Below are 21,835 nucleotides of genomic sequence, written 5' to 3' on the forward strand. Positions count from 1 at the left end.
TCAGTTCGCTCCTGCGGTGTCGGGGGTGTGCGGCTCGGCCATCGCCACGGCGATCTTGCGGGGGCCGGTGAACGGCTCCCGGCCGTGCGCGGCGGTCATGTTGTCCACCACCAGCACGTCGTCGCGCTGGTAGTCGAAGCGGACAGTGGCCGCCCGGTAGGCGGCGCGCAGGTGGTCCATGACGTCGGCCGGGATCTCGCCGCCGTCGCCGTAGTAGGTGTTCGACGGCAGTCCGTCGGCGCCGAACATGGCCAGCAGCCCTTCCTGGTAATCCTTCGGCAGGGTGCTGAGGTGGAAGAAGGTGGCGTGGTTGAACCAGCGCGGGGTGTCCGATCCCGGCCGGTGGTGCACCACGTCGCGGACCGCGCGGGTACGCAGGCCGTCCTTGCCGACCCACTCCACGGTGATCCCGTTCGCCGCCGCGTACGCCTCGACCTCGGCACGGTTCTCGGTGTTGAACACCTCCTGCCAGCGGGTGCCGAAGTCGCCGTGGAAGTTGCGCACCAGCATCCACCGGCGGCGGACGAACTCCTCACGTACCGCCGGGTCGATCAGCTCGTACACGCGGCGCACGTCGGCCAGCGGCGTGGCGCCCCGGCTGTCCGGCGGCGTGACGCAGTAGAAGAACAGCGTCAGCGGCCACCGCGCCTGGTACGAGTTCTCGTTGTGCAGGAAGATCTCCTCGTCCGGCGGGTAGTCGGTCGAGGTGTAGACCCGGCCCTTGATGGAGTGCCGGGGCGAGGAGCGCTCGGTGTAGGTCAGCGGATCGCCGGCCAGGGCCCGTACGGCCTGGTCGAAGCCGTCCACGCCGCCCACGTCGAAGCCGCGGAACAGCAGCCCCCCGCTGGCGACGAGGGTGTCCCGCAGCTCGGCGCGCCGGGCGGCGATGAGATCGGTCAGCGCCCGGCCGTCGCTCTCGACGACCACCGGCAGCGTCGCGGTTGTCTCGCTCATGGTGCGGTGTCTCCTTGTATGCGTCGGGGGTGTCAGCCGCGGGGCAGCCGCGGGATGGCCGGGATCGCCGCCGGGGCGGCCGGTTGGTCGGCGGGCGCCTCGGCGCGCAGCTCCTCGATCCGGGCGGCCAGGCCGGCCACCGTGGGGGTCTCGAAGAGGCTGCGCATCGGCAGCCGCACCCCGGTGGCCTTGCGCATGGCGGCGATCAGCTGGACGGCGACCAGCGAGTTGCCGCCGAGGGCGAAGAAGTCGTCGTCCACGCCGATGTCGGTTACGCCGAGGCCGTCGCGCCACACCTGGGCGATGGTCTTCTCCAGCTCGGTGCTCGGTGCGGCCGAGCCGCCGCCGGTGGCGGCCGGCGCTCCGGCCGTCGCGCCGGTCTCCTCGGCGATGCTGTCGGTGGTGACCCGGGCGGCGCGGCGCCGGATGTCGGCGACGGTGCGGGTGGCGATCACCACCTGGGCGCCGAGTCCGGCGGCGAGGCTGCGCCGGAACGCCTCCGCGCCGTCGACCGGGCGGATGTCCTCGGTCACCGGCGCCGGGGCGTCGGCGGCCGCCGCCGGGGACTCGGCCAGGTTGCCGGTGACCGCGCCCTGGTCGACCCGGCGCAGCACGAAGTCGCTGATCGCGACCAGCTCCCGCCCGTCCGGGTCGCGCAGCGACAGGTCGGCGGCGACCACCTCGTCGGTGGCGGCGGGCCGGTGCCGCAGGTGACTGTGGAACGTGGCCGGCAGCGCGCCGCGCACCACGATCCGGCCGTACGACAGCGGCAGGTAGGTGCCGGAGCCCTGGCCGCGGCCGAACGCGGTGGCCACGTCCAGCAGCGCCGGGTGCAGCCCCCACGAGGGCAGATCGGCCAGCGCGGCGGCGGGCGCCTGCACCCGGGCCAGCTCCTCGCCCTCGGCGAGGTGGTGCTCGGCCAGCGCCGCCCAGCGCGGACCGAACGTCAGCATGCTGGTGCGTCCCCGGCCGAACGAGGCGTCGTCGTCGACCCGCCGCCCGGCGACGGCGGGCACTCCCGCCGGCGGGGCCGCCTCGGTGGTCCACCCGGCGGTGCCGCGCACGTGGGTACGCGCCTGGCCGGCGGCGAGGCTGGCGACTGTGAAGTCGGTGCCGTCCTCGGCCGGGGTCAGCTCGACCCGGTACTGGGCCACGGTGCCGTCCGGCACCGAGAACGGCTCCAGGAACACCACGTCACGCAGCTCCACAGCGGCGTCAGGGCCCGGCGCGGGCAGCGCGGCGGCCACTGCGGCGCGCACCGACTCCAGGTGGGCGGTGCCCGGCACCACCGGCACCCCGCCGATGCGGTGCTCGTCGAGCAGCCAGTGGGTGTCGGCCGCGACCAGGCCGTGCAGCACCGTGCCGTCCGGCCCGGCGACCATCGTGGTCAGCACCGGGTGCGTGACCGCGGTGGTCACCGTGTCCCGCCCGGCGGCCCGGAACGCGGCCGGCGCGGCGGTCTCCACAGCCATGCCGACCTCGGCCCAGCCGCCCCAGTTCTGCGACACCACGGGGGCACGGAACCCGGCCCCGGAACGCGCGAAGGCGTCCAGGAAGTTGTTCGCGGCGCAGTAGTCGACCTGGCCGAAACCGCCGATCACCGCGGTGATCGAGGAGCAGAGGACGACGAAGTCCAGCGGCAGGTCACCGAAGACCTGGGCCAGCGCGAGCGTGCCGGCCAGCTTCGGGGCCAGCACCCGCTGCGCCTCGTCGCGCTCCTTGACCTCGGCCATGCCGCCGCCGGGCAGGCCGGCGGCGTGCACGATGCCGTCGAGCCCGCCGAACCGCCGCTCCGCCTCGTCGCGGACCCGGCGCAGGTCGCCCGGGTCGGTGACGTCGGCGGCCAGCACCAGCACGTCGGCGCCGGCTGCCTCCATCCGGCGGATCGCCGCGATGGCGCGCCCGGCCCGGTCGGCGCCGCCGTGCACCGCCAGGTGCGCGTCCCAGTCGTCCCGCTCGGGCAGCCCGGAGCGGGCCAGCAGCACCAGCTTGGCGCGGGCCCGGCGGGCGAAGTCCTCGGCCAGGGTGACGCCGATGCCACCGAGACCGCCGGTGATCAGGTAGCGGCCCTCCTCGCGCAGCACGCCCGGCTCGTCCTCGGCAGTCACGCTCACCTGCTCGTAGTCGGCCACCCAGCGGCGGTCGCCGCGCAGCGCCACCTCCGGGTGCTCGGCGTCGACCGGGCTGCGCAGCTCCACCGCCAGGGCGGCCACGCCGCGCGCGGCCGGATCGGTGTCGAGCAGCCGCACGGTCAGGCCGGGCAGCTCGGCCGGGAGCACCCGGGCCAGGCCGGCGAGCGTGGCGTGCTCGGGGCGGACCAGGTCGTCGCCGCGTACGTCGCCGATGCCGGCGGGGACCAGGTCCAGGCGTACGCCCGCCTCGTCGGCCGTCACACCGGCGCCGGCGAGGGCCTGCACCAGGTGCAGCGCGCCGAAGAAGCCGCGCTCCTGCGCCGCCCAGGCGGCCGCCGGGTCGATGCCGGCCGGCTCGCCGTCGAGGGCGAACGCGTGCACGATCCGCCGGGGCAGGTCGGCGCCGAGCGCGGCGACCAGCGCCTCCGCGTCGGCGCGTACGCCCGGGCGCAGCCGGAAACCGTTGGGGCCGGCGGCGAACGCCTCGCCGGCGCGCACCTCGACCGGGTCGTCGCCGGCGGCGCGCAACGCGGCCACGAGCGCCTCGCCGCGCGGGCCGTCGGCCAGCACCAGGCAGCGGCCCAGCGGCTCGACAGTGCGCGCCGGGGCGGCCTGGCGCCACACCGGCACCGCGAACCACTCCGGCAGCGGCCGGGGGCCGGTCTCGGCGGGCGCCGCGGCGACCTCCTGCTCCGGGTCCGGGTCGATCCAGTAGCGGCGGCGCTCGAACGGGTACGTGGGCAGCGGCACCCGCCGCGCGGCCGGGTCGGCCGGGAGGCGCACCGGCACGCCCGCGCACCAGAGCGCGCCGGCCGTGCCGAGCAGCGCGGCCAGGTCCCCGGTCTGCTCGCCCGGCCCGGGCAGGCTGCCCAGCGGGGTGAGCGCGCGCTGCGCCTCGGCGGCCTTGGCGACCTGCATCCGGGCCAGGTTGGCCAGTTGCCGGCCGGGGCCGCACTCGACGAGCGCCCAGGTGCCCTCGGCGAGCAGGGTGGCCACGCACGCGCCGAAGCGGACCGGGCGGCGCAGGTGCGCGGCCCAGTACGCCGGGTCGGTGGCCTGCGCCTCGGTGATCCAGGTGCCGGTCACGTTCGACAGGAACGGCACCGCCGGGGCGCGCAGCGGCACGGTGGCCATCAGCGCGGTGAACTCGTCCAGGATCGGGTCCATCATCGGCGAGTGGAACGCGTGCGAGGTGCGCAGCAGCTTCGACTTGTTCTTGCCGCCCAGGCTCGCCGCGAACTCCTCCACCAGGGCGGTCTCACCGGCCACCACGCAGGTGCCGGGGCCGTTCACAGTGGCCACCGACAGGCCCGCGGGCAGCCGGTCGGCCACCGCCGACTCGTCGAGCGTGACCGCCAGCATCGAACCGGCGGGCAGGGAGTGCATCAGCCGCCCCCGGGCGGCCACCACCCGCAGCGCGTCCGCGAGGTCGAGGACCCCGGCGAGCGTGGCGGCCACGTACTCGCCGATGGAGTGGCCGATCATCGCGGCCGGGACGACCCCGGCGGCTCGCCAGGCGACGGCGAGGGCGTACTCGACGGTGAACAGCGCGGGCTGGGTCCAGCGGGTCTCGGTGAGCCTGTCCGCCGCGTCCGGGTCGCGGCCGAGGACCAGGTCCCGGATGTCCAGGCCCAGCTCGGGGCGGAGCAGGTCGGCGCACTCGTCGACGGCGGCGGCGAACGCCGGGTCCTGGGCGTACAGTTCGGCGCCCATCCCGGCGTACTGCGAGCCCTGGCCGCTGAACAGGAACGCCACCCGGGGCGCGGGTCCGTCGGCGACGCCCCGGTGGCCCTTGCGCCGCTCGCGCAGCGCGGCGGCGGCGCTCTGGGGGTCCCCGGCCACGACGGCGGCGCGGTGGGCGTACGTCTGGCGGCCGACGCGCAGCGTGTGCGCCACGTCGGCGAGCGCCACGTCGCTGCCGCCCTCCAGGTGCTCGGCGAGCCGCCGCACGGCGACGTCCAGCGCGGCCGGGGTCTTCGCCGACACTTGGAGCAGGTGCGCCGGGCGGGCCGGCGGCTCGTCCCGCTCCGCGGCGGGCGCCTCCTGGAGCACCACGTGCGCGTTGGTGCCGCCGATGCCGAAGGAGCTGACCCCGGCGCGGCGCGGTCCGCCGTCGGTGTCCCACTTGGTCAGCGTGTTCGCCACGTAGAACGGGGTGTCGGCGAAGTCGATGGCCGGGTTCGGCGCCTCGTAGTTGATGGTCGGCGGGATCAGCCCGTGCTCCATCGCCAGCACCGTCTTGATCACGCTGACGATGCCGGAGGGCTGGCTGAGGTGGCCGATGTTCGACTTCACCGACCCGATGCCGCACCAGCCGCGCTCGTCGGTGTCCGTGCCGTAGACGGCGGACAGCGCGGCGATCTCGATCGGATCGCCGAGCGCGGTGCCGGTGCCGTGCGCCTCGACGTAGCTGATGGTGCGCGGGTCGACGCCGGCGAGCGCGACGGCCTGGGCGATGGCCTCCGTCTGCCCGTCGATGCTGGGGGCGGTGAAGCCGACCTTCCCGGCGCCGTCGTTGTTGATGGCGTTGCCGAGCACGACCGCGCGGATATGGTCGCCGTCGGCGATCGCGTCGGAGAGCCGCTTGAGCAGCGTCACGCCGACACCGCTGCCCCACACCGTGCCGTTCGCGCCGGCGTCGAACGGCCGGCAGCGCCCGTCGGGCGAGGTGAAGCCGTCCATGCCGAGGTAGCCGACGTGCGGCAGTTCGATGTTGACGCCGCCGGCCAGGGCCATGTCGCACTCGCCGTTGCGCAGCGCCTCGCAGGCGAGGTGGAACGCGACCAACGAGGTGGAGCAGGCGGTGTGCACGGTCATGCTCGGGCCGCGCAGGTCCAGCCGGTACGACACGTTGGTGGCCACGTAGTTCGGCGAGTTGCCGGTGGCCAGCGAGACCGCGCCGTGCGGGTTCCCGCCGACCCGCTTGTTGCGGTACACGTTGCGGTGCAGGTACGTGTTGCCGCCGCTGCCGGCGTACACGCCGACCGCGCCGTCGTAGCGGCCCGGGTCGTAGCCGGCGTCCTGCAACGCGGTGTAGCAGGTCTCCAGGAACAGCCGGTGCTGCGGGTCGGTGATCTCGGCCTCGCGGGCGGTCATCCCGAACAGGCCGGCGTCGAACTCGTCGTAGCCGTCCACCAGCGGCGCGCGGTTGACCCAGCCCGGGTCGTCGACCTCCTGCGGCTGGGCTCCGCGGGCGAGCTGCTCCTCGCGGGTCAGCTCGGTCGTCGACTCCACACCGTCGACCAGGTTGCGCCAGAACTCGTCGACGTCGGCCGCGCCGGGCAGGCGGGCGGCGAGCCCGACGATGGCGATGGGCTCGACGCCGTCGTCGGCGGGAATGTCGTTCTGCATGGGGGGTTCCTTCATTTCACAAGGGATCGCGTCACGGGTGAGGTCGGCGTGGTGGCGGGGTACGGCGGGCGCGCCCCCGCCGGGCGGCGGCGCGCAGCGCGGCGCGGGCCAGTTCCGGCCGGTCGGCGGCTCCGTCGAGGCTGGCGGCGAGCGCCCGCACGGTCGGGTGGCGGAACAGGTCGAGCATGGTGATCGAGCGGCCGGTGGCCTCGGTGAGGCGGGCGTACACGGCGGCCAGGGCCATCGAGTGGCCGCCGATGTCGAAGAAGTTGTCGGTGACGCCGACGGTGTCCCGGCCGAGCACGTCGCGCCAGATCCCGGCGATCAGCTCCTCGGTGCCGGTGAGCGCGTCCGAGCCGGTGGGCAGCGGCGCGCGGGCCGCGTCGGCGGTGGCGACGGTCATCGCGCCGAGCGCGGCGACGCGCACCGCCGGGCGGGGCAGCTCGGGCGCCACCTCGGCGGCCGGCACGTCCGGGTCGGCGGCGAGCGCGCCGACCAGGGCGGCCAGGTCGGCCAGGAGCGCTTCGATCCGCTCGGCCTCGAACAGGTCCGGGTTGTGCACCACCTCGACGCCGGCCCGCCCGTCGCGCTCCACCACGTAGACGGTCAGGTCGAACGGTGAGCCGGGCTTGGGCACCGGCAGCGGCTCGGCCACCAGGCCGGTCAGCGTGAGCCGGGGCGGGGCGAAGTTGAGCACGTTGAACAGCACCTGCACCAGCGGGGCGCGGGAGGTGTCCCGGCCCACGCCGAGCGACTCCACGATGCGTTCCAGCGGCGCGCCCGGGTGCGCGGTGACCTCGTGCAGCTCGGCGGCGGCCCGGTCGACCTGCTCGGCGAAGCTCGCGCCGCCGGAGCGGACCCGCACCGGCACGGTGTCGATGAAGAAGCCGATCACCTCGTCGAACGCGGCCAGCCGACGGTCGGCGACGATCGCGCCGAGCACGTGCTCGTCGCCGCCGGTGACCCGGCGCAGCAGCTCGCCGAACGCGGCCAGCAGCACCGCCGCGACAGTGGTGCCGCGCCGGGCGGCCAGGTCGCGCACGTCAGAGTCGGCGGTGGCGTCCAGGCGCACCGCGGCCTCCGCGCCGGCGTACGTCTGCACTGCCGGGCGGGGCCGGTCGCGGGGCAGGTCCAGCACCGTGGGCGCGCCGGCCAGGTGCGCGGTCCACCAGGCCAGATCCGTCTCGCCCCGGCGCCGGTCCCGGTCGGCGCGCCACACCGCGTAGTCGGCGTACGTGGCGGGCAGCGGCGGGCGGCCCGGCACGGACCGGCCGAGCGCGCGGGCGTACGCGAGCGCCAGCTCGTCGTAGAGCAGCGCCTCGGACCACCCGTCGAAGACCGCGTGGTGCACGGTGACCGCGAGCACGTGCTCCTGCGCGGCGAGCCGGTACACGGTCACCTGCCAGGGCGGGCCGGTGGCCAGGTCGAACGCGTGCCCGGCGCCGGCCGCGAGCATGCCGGCCAGTTCGGTGTCCGGGTCGGCGGCGCCGGTCAGGTCGACAACCGGCACCGCCACGTCGGTCGGTTCCTCGCGGACCGCGTACGGCACGCCGCCGTTCTGCGGGATCCGCCAGCGCAGCACGTCGTGCCGTTCGGCCACGGCGCGCAGCGCGGCGCCGAGCGCGGCGACGTCCAGCGGCCCGCGCAGCCGGTGCGCGACGGCGATGTTGTAGGGCGCGCTGGACGGGGCGAGCTGGTCCATGAACCACAGCCGCCGCTGCGGCGGGGACAGCGTGGGCGGGTTGCCGGTGCTCAGCCCGTCGGCGTCGGCGGGGTCGGCGGCGCGGACCCGCTCCACGAGCGCGGCGAACGTGCGGTCGGCGAACAGCACCCGCGTGTCCACCTGCCGGCCCAGCTCCGCGCGCAGCGCCGCGACCAGCCGCATCGCGGCGATGGAGTTGCCGCCGGCGGCGAGGAAGTCGCTGTCCGGGGCCGGCACGGCGCCGAGCAGCCGGGTCCAGATCCGCCGGACCGCCGCGGTCACCGGGTCGTCGCCGGCGGGCGCGTCGTCCACGGTGGCCGGGGCGGTGGCGGCCAGGTCGCGCAGCGCCGGCCGGTCCAGCTTGCCGGTGACCGGGCTGACCGGCAGCGCGTCCAGCCGCACCGTCCGGGCCGGCAGCATCGCGGTGGTCAGCCGCGTCGCCGCGTACGCGCGCAGCTCGTCGTCGCCGGGCGCGCCGGCCGGGGTGAGGAACGCGACCAGCTCGGCGCCGGCCGGGCCGGGCACCGCCTCCACCGCGACGCGCTCGACGCCGGGGTGGGCGGCGAGCACCGTCTCGATCTCGCCCAGCTCGATGCGCTGGCCGCGCACCTTGACCTGCCGGTCGGCGCGGCCGAGGTAGACGATCCGGCCGTCCGGGCCCTGCCGGACCAGGTCGCCGGTGCGGTAGAGCCGCTCGCCGGGGGCGTCGCCGAACGGGTCGGGCACGAACCGCTCGGCGGTCAGGCCGGGCCGGTTCAGGTAGCCGTCGGCCAGGCCCGGCCCGCCGATCAGCAGCTCGCCGGTCTCGCCCGCCGGCACCGGCCGCAGGTCGGCGTCGACCACGTACGCCCGGTGGTTGGGCAGCGGCCGGCCGATCGGCATCGGGTCGGTGTCGGCCGGGGTGAGGTCGCAGGTGACCGCCAGCACCGTGGTCTCGGTCGGGCCGTAGCCGTTGAGGAACCGCCGGCCCGGCGCCCAGCGGGCGACCAGCTCGGCCGGGACCGCCTCGCCGCCGCAGAGCAGCACCCGCCACGACGGGAACACGGGCGGGTCCAGCAGCGACAGCACGGTCGGCGTGATGAAGCCCCAGGTGACCTCGTGCTCGGCGACGAACCGGGCCAGCCGGACCGGGTCGGCCCGGTCGTCGGCGCCGAGCAGCTGCACCGCGCCGCCGAGCGTCAGCGGCACGAACAGGTCCATGGTGGCCGCGTCGAAGCCGAGCGAGGCGATGCCGAGGCTGCGCACCGAGGCGTCGGCGCCGGTCAGCGCGCTCACCCCGGTGACGAACTCGACCGCGTTGCGGTGGGTGGTCAGCACGCCCTTCGGGCGGCCGGTGGAGCCGGAGGTGAACAGCACGTACGCCGGGTCGCCGGGCCGGGCCGGGCAGGGCACGAGCGGCGCCGGGCCGGGCAGGCCGAGCGCCGTCACGCCGGGCTCGTCGCCGAACTCGGCCGCCGCCGCGTCACCGACCACCACGCGCACGCCCGCGTCGCGGGCGATCCCGCGCAGCCGGGCCCGGGGGCCGCCCGGCTCCAGCGGCACGTACGCGGCGCCTGCGAGCAGCACGCCGACCACAGTCACCACCAGGTCGGGGGTACGCGCCCCGCACACGCCGACCCGGTCACCCCGGCCGACGCCGTTGCCGCGCAGCGCGGCGGCCACCCCGGCGGCCCGGTCGACCAGCTGCCGGTAGGTGAGCCGGGTGTCCCACTGGCGTACCGCCACCGCGTCCGGGGTCCGGGCGGCCTGCGCGGTGATCAGGTCGGCGAGGGTGGCGTCCGGCCACGGCAGGTACGAGCCGTGGACGGCGCTGACGGTCAGGGTGTCGGTCACCGGAGTGCTCCAAGGTGCTCGGCCGGGTCGGTGATCTGGAGGCGCAGTTCGCTGACGTAGCCGCGGCCCCGGGCGTCGGGCACCCACGCCTCGGCGGGCGCGGGCAGCAGTTCGGAGACCACGACGGGCACGTCCGGGCCGGTCCGCAGCGCGGCGTCGACCATGGCGCACAGCGACTGGGCGTACAGCGGCCCGGTCAGGTCCACGTAGCAGGGTTTGATCTCGGTGCCGACCTTGACGAAGACCTGCTCGGGCAGGCCGGCGGCGGCCCGCCAGCGGCGTACCGCCAGGTAGCGGGCGGACTCGTCGGAGTGGCCGCCCAGCCCGCACGCCCCGGCCGTGGTACGCCAGGTGCGCCGCGCCACCACCAGCCGGTCGATGGTGATCCGGGGCGTGTACGCCGCCGCGCCGAGCAGCTTGAACGCGTCCAGCAGCAGCGCGCCGAGCAGCGTGGCGAAGACCTCCATCAGCGGCCAGCGGGCGCCGTCGGGAAAGACCGCGGTGAGCGTGTCGCCGGTCCGCTCGACCACCACGGCGGTGGCCGGGACCAGACGGTCCACGTCCGCGCCGTGCGCGGTGTCGATGCCGAGCTGCAGGTCCGCCGGGCCGGTCAGCGCGTACGTGGTGCGGGTGGTGCGGCGGGGGAAGCTGTCCGGCCACAGCACCCGCAGCCGGACCGGGCCCAGGTCGGCGTCGAGGTCGGCGCGCAGCGCCGCCGGGTCCGGATGGAACGGGCTGAGCACCGCGCTGTCGAAGGCGACCGACGCCGGGTGCAGCTCGCCGAGCACCAGCAGGAAGTCGCCGCGCTCGACGGCCTCCGGCGAGGCGGCGCACAGCTGCACGTCCGGGTTGTGCAGCCGGGCCGACGGCCAGCCGGGCCGCGTCGCCGGGAACAGCTCCCGGACCCGGTCGGTGAGGTCCGCCGCGCGCAGCCGCAGCTCCGCCTGGCCCTCGGGCAGTTCGGCCAGGCCGAACAGCTCGGCCCAGCGGGCGGTGAGCGTCGCGCCGGCCCGGCCGATCGGGCCGTCCGGGGAGACGAGCGTGCCCTGGGCCAGCAGCCACAGGTCGGCCAGCCGCACCGGTTTCCCGTCGGCGGCCAACTCCTCGTGCAGCTCGACGAAGAGGTCACCGCAGCGGTCGGCCACCTCGCCGGTGAACCAGCGGGCGGTACGCAGCACCACCGCCATCGGCTCGGCGAGCGCGTCGAGCACCGCCGACCCGATCTGGAACTCCAGGTCGCGGGCGGTCTCCTCGTAGCAGACGGTGCGGGCGGCGTACATCTGTCCGCTGTGCCGGGTGGCCGGGCGTCCGGTCACGGCGGTGAATCCGGCGTTGAGCGCGGCGAGCGCCGCGCCGAGCCGGTCCGGGTCGCCGGCCGCGGCGGCCACCTCATCGCGGGCGGTGCACAGCCGGCCGAACTCGGCCGCCGTCGCGGCGCGGACCGGCTCGTCGCCGATCGCGGCGATCCGCGCGGCGAGCACCCGCTCGGCGTCCGGCGCGATCGGCAGGTTCGCGCCCCAGCTGAGCTGGCCGCGCTCGACCCACCGGTCCAGCAGCAGGTAGACGTCGGCGGCGCTGTGCACCTCACCGGCGTCGCGCAGCCGCTGCGCCAGCTCCACCGCCGGCGTCCGCCCGTCGCAGGCGCCGAGCACCAGCGCCTCGACCGGGGTCAGCGCGATCGGCGGGTGCAGCGGCCAGCGCAGCTCCCGCCCGGCGACGGTCAGGTGCGGTTGCAGGGCCGGCGCCCACCAGCGGCGCACCGCCAGGTCGTCGGCGAGCCGGTCGGCGTACGCGATGAGCGCCCACGCCTCGAAGTACACCCGCCGCCGGTGCACCAGCGCCTCACCGGGCACGGCGCGCACGCCCGGCCGGGCGGTGTCGAACACGCCCCAGCAGACCGGGCCGAAGAAGCCGATGGTCTCGGCCTTGCCGCAGTACCGCTGCCAGTAGCGCAGCAGGCTCAGCTCGCGCTTGCGGCGGCGCACGTTGCGGACCTGCGGGTCGGTGCGCAGCAGCCCGTCCAGCGCGATCAGCATGTCCGGGTTCTGCCAGGTCACCGCCTCGCGCAGCAGCGGGTCGGCGGCCAGCTCGCCGGCCACCGCGGAGGACTCGGCGAACGCCTCGTGCAGCGTCTTGTCGAACACCTCGGGTCCGATGTCGCCGGCCAGCAGCGCGTCCGCGGTCGCGGCGCAGTCCGGCGCGCCGAACCGGTCCAGCCCGGCGGCCGGGAAACCGGCGGTCCGCAGGACCACGTCGCGCCACACCGACCAGCCGGTGTCGCCCAGGGGCACCAGATGGCTCACCGGTGGTCCTCCCGCCGGGCGTCGGTGATGTGCAGGCGCAGCTCGCTGAAGTAGCGGCGGCCCGCTCCGTCGGGCACCCACGCCTGATCCGGGGCGGGCAGCATCTCGCTCACCGTGAACGAGACGTCGTCGCCGCCGTCGACCCGGGCGGCGCGCGCCATCGCGCAGAGCGTGGTGGCGAACGCCGGCGCGGCCAGGTCCACGAAGCAGGGCTTGGTCTCGGTGCCGAACTTGACGTACACCTGCTCGGGCAGGCCGAGGCGGCGGCGCCAGTCCCGGACGGCGAGGAAGCGCTCACGCTCGCCGTTCGGGACGGCCAGGCCGCTCTCGCCGACGGTGGTCCGCCACGTCTGCCGGGCCACCACCAGCCGGTCCACGGTGATCCGCGGCGTGTACGGCGCGGCGGCGACCAGCTTGAAGCCGTCCACGGCGTGCGCGCTGAACGGCTCGGCGAAGATTTCGGTGAGCGGCCAGCACTGCCCGTCCGAGGCGGTCGCCACCAGCTCCCCGTCGACGTCGTCGACGACCAGGTCCACGGTGGGCAGCACCCGGGCCGGGTCGGTGCCCGGCGCGTCGAGGAACGCCAGGTGCCGGTCGGTGGGGCCGGTCAGCGACTCGGCGGTACGGCTGGTCCGCCGCGGCCAGTCGGCCGGGAACAGCAGCCGGACCCGCCGCTGCCCGAGGTCCGCGGCCAGCGCCTCGCGCAGCCGTTCCACGTCCGGGTGCGACGGGGTGAAGACCGCGCAGTCGAACGACGACCAGGCGGCGTGCAGCTCGCCGAGCACCACCGTGTACTCGCCGCGCCGCAGCGCGTCCGCGTCGGTGGCACAGATCTGCAGGTCGGGGCTGTGGATGGCGGCGTTCGACCACTCCGGGCCGGCGCCGGGGAACACCTCGTCGATCCGGTCGGCGAGATCGGCCGCGCGCAGCCGTACGTCGGTGGCGCCGGCGGGCAGCGTGTCCAGGCCGAACAGCCCGGACCAGCGGGCGGCGAACTCCGCCGCCACCGCGTCGACGGGCCGCTCGCCGCCGCCCCAGAACATGCCCTGGGCGAGGAACCACAGGTCGGCCAGGGCCACCGGCGCGCCGGACTCGGCGCGCAGTTCCTCGTAGAGGCCGCGCAGCACGTCGAGGTAGGCGCGGGCGAGCGCGTTGGCCAGCCAGCGGGCGGCGCGCAGCAGCACGTCGAGCGGGGCGGCCAGCTCGGCCAGCAGCGGCGCGCCGAACACCACGTCCAGGTCCCGGGCGCTGTCCTCGTAGCAGACCGTGCGCCCGGCGTACATCTGCCCGGCCCGGCGTGCCGCCGGGACGCCGGTCAGCTCGGTGAACGTGGCGTCCAGCGCGTCCAGCGCGGCGCGCAGCCGGTCCGCGTCCCCGGCCGCCGCGGCGACGTCGTCGCGGGCGGCGCGCAGCCGGTCGAAACCGGCGCGGGCGACGGCGCGGGCCGGCTCGTCGCCGATCGCCTCGATCCGGTCGGCCAGCACCCGCTCGGCGTCCGGGCTCACCGGCAGGCCCGCGTCCCAGGTGATCAGCTCCCGCTCCACCAGGCGGTCGAGCAGCGCGTAGCCGTCCTCGGGGCGGCGCAGCCCGATCGCCGGGTCGGTGACCAGGTCGGCGGCGGAGCGCCGCCCGTCGGCCGCGCGCAGCAGCCCGGCCTCGACCGGGGTCAGTGTCAGCGGCGGCCGTCCGGGCCGCAGCACGGTCCGGTCCCGGATCGCCAGGTGGGGCCGGAGCATCGGCGGCCACCAGCGGCGGACCGGCAGGTCCGCGCCGATCCGTTCGGCGTACGCGGTCAGCGCCCACGACTCGAACCACACCCAGCGTCGGCGGGTCAGGCGCTCGCCGGGGTTGACCCGGGCAACTTCCGGCTGCGCCGGATCGACAGTGACCCAGCAGCTGGGCCCGAAGAAGCCGACCGTCTCGTTCTTGCCGCAGTAGCGCTGCCAGTACTTCAGCAGCGCCCGTTCCCGGTCGCGGCGGCGGACGTTGCGGGCCGCGTCGGCGCCGCCGCGCACCAGCCCGTCGAACGCGACGAGCGCGCCCCGGTTCTGCCAGGTGACCGCCTCGCGCAGCAGCGGGTCGGCGGCCAGCTCGCTGAACCGCTGCGCGCCGGCGCGCAGCGCCTCCTCGAACTCCTTGTCGAACCGGTCCTCGCCCGCGCCGGTGGCGAGCAGCTCGTCGGCCGCCGTGGCGGCCCGGGGCGCGGTGAACAGCTCCAGCCCGTCGGCCGGGAACCCGGTGGTCCGCAGCACCGCGTCGCGCCACACCGACCAGCCGGTGTCGCCGAGGGGGACCCGGTGCGCGGCGCCGGCGGTCCCGCGACCGGCGGCGCGCACCGGGTCCGGACCCGCGTCCGGCGTGCCGGCGCGGGTGTCGGTGGACGCGGCGGTCAGGTCCGCGCGGATCAGCGCGGCCAGTTCGGGCAGCCGGTCGTGCAGGAAGAAGTGCCCGCCGTCCAGCTCGTGCAGGGTGAACCCGGCCGCTGTGTGCTCGGCCCAGGCCGCGCTCTGGTCCCGGGTGACCGCCCGGTCGGTACGCCCGGCGAACACGACGATCGGCACCGGCAGCGGCTCGCCGGGCACGTGGCGGTAGTCGTCGACGCGGCCGAAGTCGGCCCGCAGCAGCGGCAGCAGCAGTTCCACCAGCTCCGGGTGGTCGAGCAGTTCGGCGGGGAGGCCGCCGCCCTCGCCGAGGCGGCGCAGCAGCTCGTCGTCGCCGGCCCGGGACAGCCCGTCGAACGGGCCGGGAGTACGCACGTGCGGGGCGCGGGCGCCGCCGACGTAGAGCCGCAGCGGCAGCGGCCGGCCGGTGCGGCGCAGCTCGCGGACCACGTCGAAGCCGAGCCGCCCGCCCATCGAGTGGCCGTAGATCGCGTACGGGCGGTCGGCCCGGGAGGCGATGGCGTCGGCCACGTTGGCGACGTTGAAGCGCGGGTCCTCGGTGATCCGGTTCTCCCGGCCGGGCAGTTGCACGGGCGTCACGTCGACGCCCGGGCCGAACTCGGCCGCCCAGCGCCGGAACGCGCTGGCGCCCGCCCCGGCGTAGGGCAGGCAGAACAATCGCACCGGGGCCTCGGGGCGGCTTCCGGCGGAGACGAACCAGTTCACCGCGGACCTCTCTGCACGGGGTCGATCCAGTGCCGGCGGCGCTGGAACGGGTAGGTGGGCAGTCCGGTGCGACGCACCGTGCCGTCGGGGTGCAGCTCGTGCCAGTCGACGTCGCGCCCGGCGACCCAGTCCGCGGCCGTCTCGCGCAGCGGCCCGCCGTCGCCGGCGATGCGGACGTCGGTGTCCAGCAGCACGTCCAGGGCGGACAGCGCGGCCGGCAGGTCGGCGGCGACCACCGCCGCCCGGTGCGCGAACGCCCGCCGGCCGAGCGCCAGCGTGGCGGCCACGTCGGGCAGCGCCGGCGCCGCGCCGGCCAGGTGGGTCCGCAGGCGGGCCAGCGCGGCCCGCAGCGCCGCCGGGGTACGCGCGGAGACCGGCAGCAGCCACGGCCCGTCGCCGGGCGGGTCGGCCGGCTCGGCCGGTGGCGGCTGTTCCACCACCACGTGGGCGTTGGTGCCGCCGAGGCCGAACGCGCTCACCCCGGCGACCCGGCGCGCGCCGTCCGGCCAGTCCCGCGCCTTGGTGGGCACGTAGAACGGTCCGGCGGCCAGGTCGATCTCCGGGTGCGGGCGGGTGAAGTGCAGGTTCGGCGGGATCACCCCGTGCCGGACGGCGAGCACCGCCTTGATCAGCCCGGCGATGCCGGCGGCGGCGTCGAGGTGACCGATGTTGGTCTTCACCGAGCCGAGCGCCGTGGACTCGGCGGGCGCGGCGCCCGCGTACACCTCGTGCAGCGCCGCGACCTCGATGGCGTCGCCGAGCGGCGTGCCGCTGCCGTGGCCCTCGACGAAGCGGACCTCGCCCGGCGCGACCTCGGCGGTGGCGAGCGCGCCCGCGACGGCGGCGGCCTGCCCGGCCGGGCCGGGCACGGCGAATCCGGCCCGGTCCGGGCCGTCGTTGGTGACCGCCCAGCCGGGCAGGATCGCGTAGATGCGGTCGCCGTCGGCCTGCGCGTCGGCGAGCCGGCGCAGGGCGACCACTCCGGCGCCGGAGCCGAACCCGGAGCCGGCGGCGGCCTCGTCGAAGGCGCGGCACCGGCCGTCGGGCGAGGTGAGCCCGCCCGCCCGGTGCCGGGGCCACGTCACTGTGGACCCGCCGGCCAGGGCCAGGTCGCACTGGTAGTCGGCGAGGCTCTGCGCGGCCAGGCAGACCGCGACGAGCGAGCTGGAGCAGGCGGACTGCACGGCCATCGCCGGGCCGGTCAGGCCGAGCCGGTAGGCGACCTGCCCGGGCAGGTGGTCGGTGAACTGGCGGCCGACGAGCCGGGCCTCCCAGTCGTCCGGGTCGACGTCGCCGACCACCGCCGGGTTGTCCATGAGGTGGAACAGGAAGTAGCGGTTGGCCGAGGTGGCGGAGTAGACGCCGACCAGGCCGGGGAAGCGCGCCGGGTCGTGCCCGGCGTCCTCCAGCGCCTCCCAGGCGGTCTCCAGGAACAGCCGGTGCTGCGGGTCGGTACGGGCGGCCTCGTCGGCGCCGAAGCCGAAGAACTCGGCGTCGAAGTCGGCCACCCCGTCGAGGCGGCCGGTGGCGCGTACGTGCCGGGGGTCGGCGAGCAGGCCGGGCCCGACGCCGAGCGCGGTCAGCTCCTCGTCGGTGTGGTCGTGCACCGAGTCGACGCCGGTGCACAGGTTCCACCAGTACGTGGCCACGTCGGGCCCGCCGGGGAACCGGCCGGCGAGGCCGACCACGGCGATCTCGTCGCCGGTGTACTCGCGGGCGGCGCTCACCGGCGCGGCGGGCGCGGGCAGCACCGGCGCGCGGACCGCCTCGGACGGGGCGTCGAGCAGCGCGGCCTGGGCGGCGACGGTCGGGTGGTCGAACAGGCGCAGCATCGGCAGCCGGACGCCGAACCGTTCGGCGAGGCGCTGCTGCACCTGGCCCAGCAGCAGCGACTGCCCGCCCACGTCGAAGAAGCTGTCGGTGCGGCCGACCGCGTCGCGGCCGAGCACCGCGCACCAGATGTCGTGCACGGCGCGCTCGGTCCCGGTGGCCGGCGCCTCCCCGGCGGGCACGTCGGTCACCGGGTCGGGCAGCGCCCGCTCGTCGACCTTGCCGGTGACGGTGAGCGGGAACTCGTCGACGACCACCACCGCGCGGGGCACCGCGTAGTCGGGCAGCGCCGCGGTCAGTGCGGCGCGCAGCGCCGCCGGGTCGGGGCGGGCGCCGGCCGGGCGGGCGTACGCGAGCAGTTCGCCGTCGCGGACGACGGCGCGGACGCCTGCCACCCCGGGCTGGGCGGACAGCACCGCTTCGATCTCGGTCAGCTCGACGCGGTGCCCGCGTACCTTGACCTGGCGGTCGAGCCGGCCGAGGCAGACCAGTTCCCCGCTGGGCAGCAGTCGGCCCAGGTCACCGCTGCGGTACGACAGCAGCCCGTCGGCGTCGACGCCGAAGCGGTCGCTGTCCTGGTTGAGGTAGCCGGGGGCGAGGTGCCGGCTGTGGACGACGATCTCGCCGGTGTCCGGGGCGAGGTCGAGCCGGTAGCCGGGGAACGCGGTGCCGATCGGCAGCGGGCCGCGGGCGTCGGGGTCCACCTCGGACAGCGGCTGCACGTGCCGGGCCGCGAACGTCATCTCGGTGGCGCCGTAGCCGTTGACCAGCACGCACTCGGCGGCGAACCGGTCCCGGCCGCGTGCCGCGTCGGTCCAGGTGGCCTGCTCGCCGCCGAGCAGCACGGCCCGCACCGTGGGCAGCCGGCGCGCGCCGAGCGTGTCGAGCAGGAAGCGGTAGACGGTGGGCGTGCAGTGCAGCACCGTGGCGCGGTGGCGGTCGAGTTGCTCGACGGCGTGGGCCAGCCCCTGGCGGCGCAGGTCGACCGGGACGACGGCGGCGCCGGTGAGCAGCGCCGGGTAGAGGTCGGGGATTGCGGCGTCGAAGCTGAACGACGCGAGCAGGCTGAGCCGGTCGTCCGGGCCGACGGCCAGCGCGGCGATCTGGTTGTCGACGACGTGGGCCAGGTTGCGGTGGGTCTGCCCGACCGCCTTGGGCACGCCGGTGGAGCCGGAGGTGAACAGCACGTACGCCAGCGCGTCCGGGTCGTCCGCGACCGGGCGCAGCGGGGCCGGCGGCACCTCGTCCAGCGGCACGACCGGACGCGCGCCGGCCAGCGCGGTGGCCAGGTCGCGGTGCTCGGCGGCGCACGCCACTGCGGTGACCCCGGCGGCGTCGACCATGTGGCGCAGCCGGGCGACCGGGAAGCCCGGGTCCAGTGGCACGTACGCGCACCCGGCGGCCAGGGCGCCGAGCAGCGCCGCGACGGTCGGTGCGCCGTGCGCGGTGAGCAGCGCGATCCGGTCTCCGGCGCGCAGGCCCGCGGCGGCGAACACGGCAGCGTGCCCGCCGGCCGCCTCGGCCAGCTCGGTGTAGGTGACCTCGTGGGTCTCACCGAGCAGGGCCGGACGTCCGCCGTGTACTGCTGTGATCGCGCCGAAACGATTGACAATCATCGTCTCTGCCATGTCAGGAAGCGGGATACGCTCCACAGAGGACAGGCACGCAGCAATCGACGAATGTGATCATTGATCCCCCCCAGGACTTCACATTGGAAGCAGAATATGGCTCAATCTCCGCGCCGGAAGAGCATCGATGCGGCTTGAGCCGAAGGGAGGAAGGCGTCCTGGAACCTCGGACGGAGGAATTCGTCCGATCATCCCTCTAGCGCGTAGACGATTTGCAGCGTAGGTGATGGCCCACGAGTTATTTTACGGTGAAAATACTTTCTAGCAGTCGAATCTTCGTTGCGGCGCCCCCGTGGCGCAGCTCAACCCGGATCGCGGGGAGCCTGCTCAGACATCGTAGGGCGGGCGCGGGATCGGGTCCACCATCGCGTCGAAGCCCTTCGGGAGCTGCGCCACGAGGTCCTGGAACTCCCCCACCGTCACCGTGTCGCGCAGCGTGGCGAGCACCGCCGCCGCACCCACCTCGGCGACCGCCGGATCCACCGCCGCGCGTTCGGCCACCCGGTACAGGAAGTCCACCGCGCCGCCGGTCGTCGCGGTCCCACCCGGCTCCAGGTAGCCGCCGACGTCGTCCGGCAACTGCGCCGCCAGGTCGGCCGCCTCGTCCGCGCCGACCCGCTCGGCGAGGGTCTGCAACACCGCCCGGGAGATGGTCGCGGCCTCGTCGGACGGCAACTCGGACCGCCGCGCCACCGCTTCGACGAACAGGGGGAACCGCATCCCACCCCTCCCCTCGCCGCCGGCGGGCACCACGCCCGCCCCGGTCGGCCCCGGCGGGTACCCGCCCCCACCCCGGCCAAACTCCCCCACCCCGCCGGCAGGCGGGAAAGCGGCAGGGCACGTGGCGGGTCGCGTCGGTAGCATCCGCCCCATGGCCCCCGTCACCACCCATCCCGGCGCCTGCCCGCTGGACTGCCCCGACACCTGCGTCTGGCAGCTCACCGTCGACGACGGCCGGGCGGTCGCGTTGCGCGGCGACCGCGACCACCCGTTCACCCGGGGCGCGCTCTGCGGGAAGGTCAACCGCTACCTGGACGCGGTGAACGGGCCGGACCGGCTCGCCACGCCCTGGGTCCGTACCGGCCCGAAGGGCGCCGGACGGGTCGCGTACCGGCCGGCGAGCTGGGACGAGGCACTCGACCGGGTCGCCGCCGGGCTGCGCGCGAGCATCGAACGGGACGGCCCGGAGTCGGTGCTGCCCTACTACTTCGCCGGCACCATGGGCCTGGTCCAGGGCTGGACCATGGGCCCCCGGCTCTTCGCCCACCTGGGCGCGTCCCGGCTGGACACCACCATCCGCACGGCGGCGGCACGGACCGCGCTGCGCTCGCTGTACGGCAGCTCCGTCGGCTTCGAGCCGGAGTCGATCGTGGCGGCGAACCTGATCGTGCTCTGGGGCGCCAACCCGCTGGTCACCAACCTGCACCTGTGGCCGTTCGTGCAGCAGGCCCGCGAACGCGGCGCGTACGTGGTGACAGTCGACCCGCTGCGTACCGACACGGCGGCCCGCAGTGACGAACACGTCGCGCCGCTACCGGGCACCGACGCGGCGCTCGCGCTCGGGCTGATGCGCCACGTCCGCGACGCCGGGGCGGCCGACGAGGCGTGGCTGGCCGGGCACACCAGCGGCTGGCCGGAGCTGGCCGCCCGGCTCGACGAGTGGCCGGTGGAGCGGGCCGCCGCCGAGTGCGGCCTGCCGCCCGAGACGGTACGCCGCCTCGGTGAGCGGATCGCCACCACCCGGCCCACCGCGATCCGCGTCGGGCTGGGCCTGCAACGGCACCACGGCGCCGGGCAGGCGATCCGGGCCATCTGCGCGATGCCGCTTCTCACCGGCGACTTCCGGTACCCCGGAGGCGGGGCCCTGGTGACCACCAGCGGCCACCACCCGATCGACAACGGCCCGGTGATCCGGCCCGCCGGCATGCCCGCGCCACCGGCCCGGACGCTGAACATGAGCCGGCTGGCCACCGTGCTCACCGGGGAGGCGGACCCGCCGGTCACCTCGCTCGTGGTGTTCAACGCCAACCCGGCGGCGACCGCGCCGGACCAGGCCCGGCTGCTGACCGGGCTGCGCCGCCCCGACCTGTTCACAGTGGTGCTGGAGCAACGCTGGACCGACACCTGCGACTACGCCGACGTGGTGCTCCCGGCCACCATGCAGCCCGAGCACCTGGACCTGCAGACGTCGTACGGGCACCACTACACGACGCTGAACCTGCCGGCCACCCGCGCGCCCGGTGAGGCGCTGCCGAACACCGAGATCTTCCGCCGGATCGCCGCCGCGCTGGGCGTGGACCACCCGGCGTTCTCGGACAGCGACGAGGACCTGGCCCGGCAACTGCTGGCCGGCGCGCCGATCACGTTCGAGGAACTGCGCGAGCGCACGTACGCCCGGCTCACCGGCGTGCCGGTCGGCTCCGCGCCGTACGCCGAGGGCGGTTTCCCCACCCCGGACGGGCGCGCCCGGCTGCACGACCCGGCGCTGGCCGCGCTCGGCGTGGACCCGCTGCCCGGATACACGCCGCCGGCCGAGGCGGCGGACCCGGAACTGGCCCGCCGGTTCCCGCTGACGCTGCTCACCCCGGCCAACCGCTACCTGATGAACTCCACGTTCGCGTCGCTGCCCTGGCACGCCCGGCGGGCCGGGCCGCCCCGGGTGCACCTGCACCCGGCCGACGCGGCGGAGCGCGGCCTCGCCGACGGCGACGCGGTACGCGTGCACAACGACCGGGGCTCGTTCCTCGCGGCGGTGGCGGTGGACGAGGCGACCCGGCCGGGGTGCGCGTTCACCTACAAGGCGTACTGGGCGCGGCGCAGCCCGGGGCGCTCCACCGTCAACGCGGTCACCGGGGTCCGCGACACCGACCTGGGCGAGGCGCCGACGTTCCACGACTGCCGGGTGGAGGTCGAGCCGGCGCCGGCCGAGTTGCTGACCGCCGAGCCGCCCCTCGATGAGGTCGCCGAGCCCGTCGCGGCCGGGTGATTCGGGACC

The 21,835-nt window shown here is 76.1% G+C and carries 8 protein-coding genes; 1 reads left to right on the plus strand and 7 read right to left on the minus strand.

Going from position 1 to position 21,835, the window contains the following annotated elements; genetic code table 11:
- The 7 genes from ACSDG8_RS03430 to ACSDG8_RS03460 all read right to left on the minus strand — a co-directional run bounded on the left by ACSDG8_RS03430 (nucleotide 1) and on the right by ACSDG8_RS03460 (nucleotide 19,560).
- The gene (locus tag ACSDG8_RS03430; RefSeq protein WP_210891276.1) at nucleotides 1–954 is read right to left on the minus strand and encodes a TauD/TfdA family dioxygenase; all 954 of its coding nucleotides are present in this window, start codon (nucleotides 952–954) and stop codon (nucleotides 1–3) included.
- 32 nt (nucleotides 955–986) lie between these two features.
- The gene (locus ACSDG8_RS03435; RefSeq protein WP_210942653.1) at nucleotides 987–6,437 is read right to left on the minus strand and encodes a type I polyketide synthase; all 5,451 of its coding nucleotides are present in this window, start codon (nucleotides 6,435–6,437) and stop codon (nucleotides 987–989) included.
- A gap of 31 nt (nucleotides 6,438–6,468) precedes the next feature.
- Nucleotides 6,469–9,972, minus strand: coding sequence for a non-ribosomal peptide synthetase (locus ACSDG8_RS03440; protein WP_210942654.1), 3,504 nt, complete (start codon nucleotides 9,970–9,972; stop codon nucleotides 6,469–6,471).
- Nucleotides 9,969–12,275, minus strand: coding sequence for a lantibiotic dehydratase (locus ACSDG8_RS03445; protein ID WP_210942655.1), 2,307 nt, complete (start codon nucleotides 12,273–12,275; stop codon nucleotides 9,969–9,971). Before ACSDG8_RS03445 ends, ACSDG8_RS03440 begins: the two co-directional genes overlap by 4 nt.
- Nucleotides 12,272–15,382, minus strand: coding sequence for a thioesterase domain-containing protein (locus tag ACSDG8_RS03450; protein WP_210942656.1), 3,111 nt, complete (start codon nucleotides 15,380–15,382; stop codon nucleotides 12,272–12,274). Before ACSDG8_RS03450 ends, ACSDG8_RS03445 begins: the two co-directional genes overlap by 4 nt.
- Nucleotides 15,379–18,828, minus strand: a complete 3,450-nt coding sequence (locus tag ACSDG8_RS03455; RefSeq protein WP_247688122.1) for an AMP-binding protein — start codon at nucleotides 18,826–18,828, stop codon at nucleotides 15,379–15,381. The genes ACSDG8_RS03450 and ACSDG8_RS03455 overlap by 4 nt, the downstream gene beginning before the upstream one ends.
- 339 nt (nucleotides 18,829–19,167) lie before the next feature.
- Nucleotides 19,168–19,560, minus strand: coding sequence for a DUF2267 domain-containing protein (locus ACSDG8_RS03460; RefSeq protein WP_210891258.1), 393 nt, complete (start codon nucleotides 19,558–19,560; stop codon nucleotides 19,168–19,170).
- A gap of 151 nt (nucleotides 19,561–19,711) precedes the next feature.
- Here ACSDG8_RS03460 and ACSDG8_RS03465 point away from each other — a divergent pair, with 151 nt between their 5' ends.
- Nucleotides 19,712–21,826, plus strand: a complete 2,115-nt coding sequence (locus ACSDG8_RS03465) for a molybdopterin-containing oxidoreductase family protein (protein ID WP_210942658.1) — start codon at nucleotides 19,712–19,714, stop codon at nucleotides 21,824–21,826.
- Nucleotides 21,827–21,835: the final 9 nt, after the last annotated feature.

Source organism: Micromonospora sp. LA-10, assembly GCF_051853095.1.
GTDB classification, from domain to species: domain Bacteria; phylum Actinomycetota; class Actinomycetes; order Mycobacteriales; family Micromonosporaceae; genus Micromonospora; species Micromonospora echinospora_A.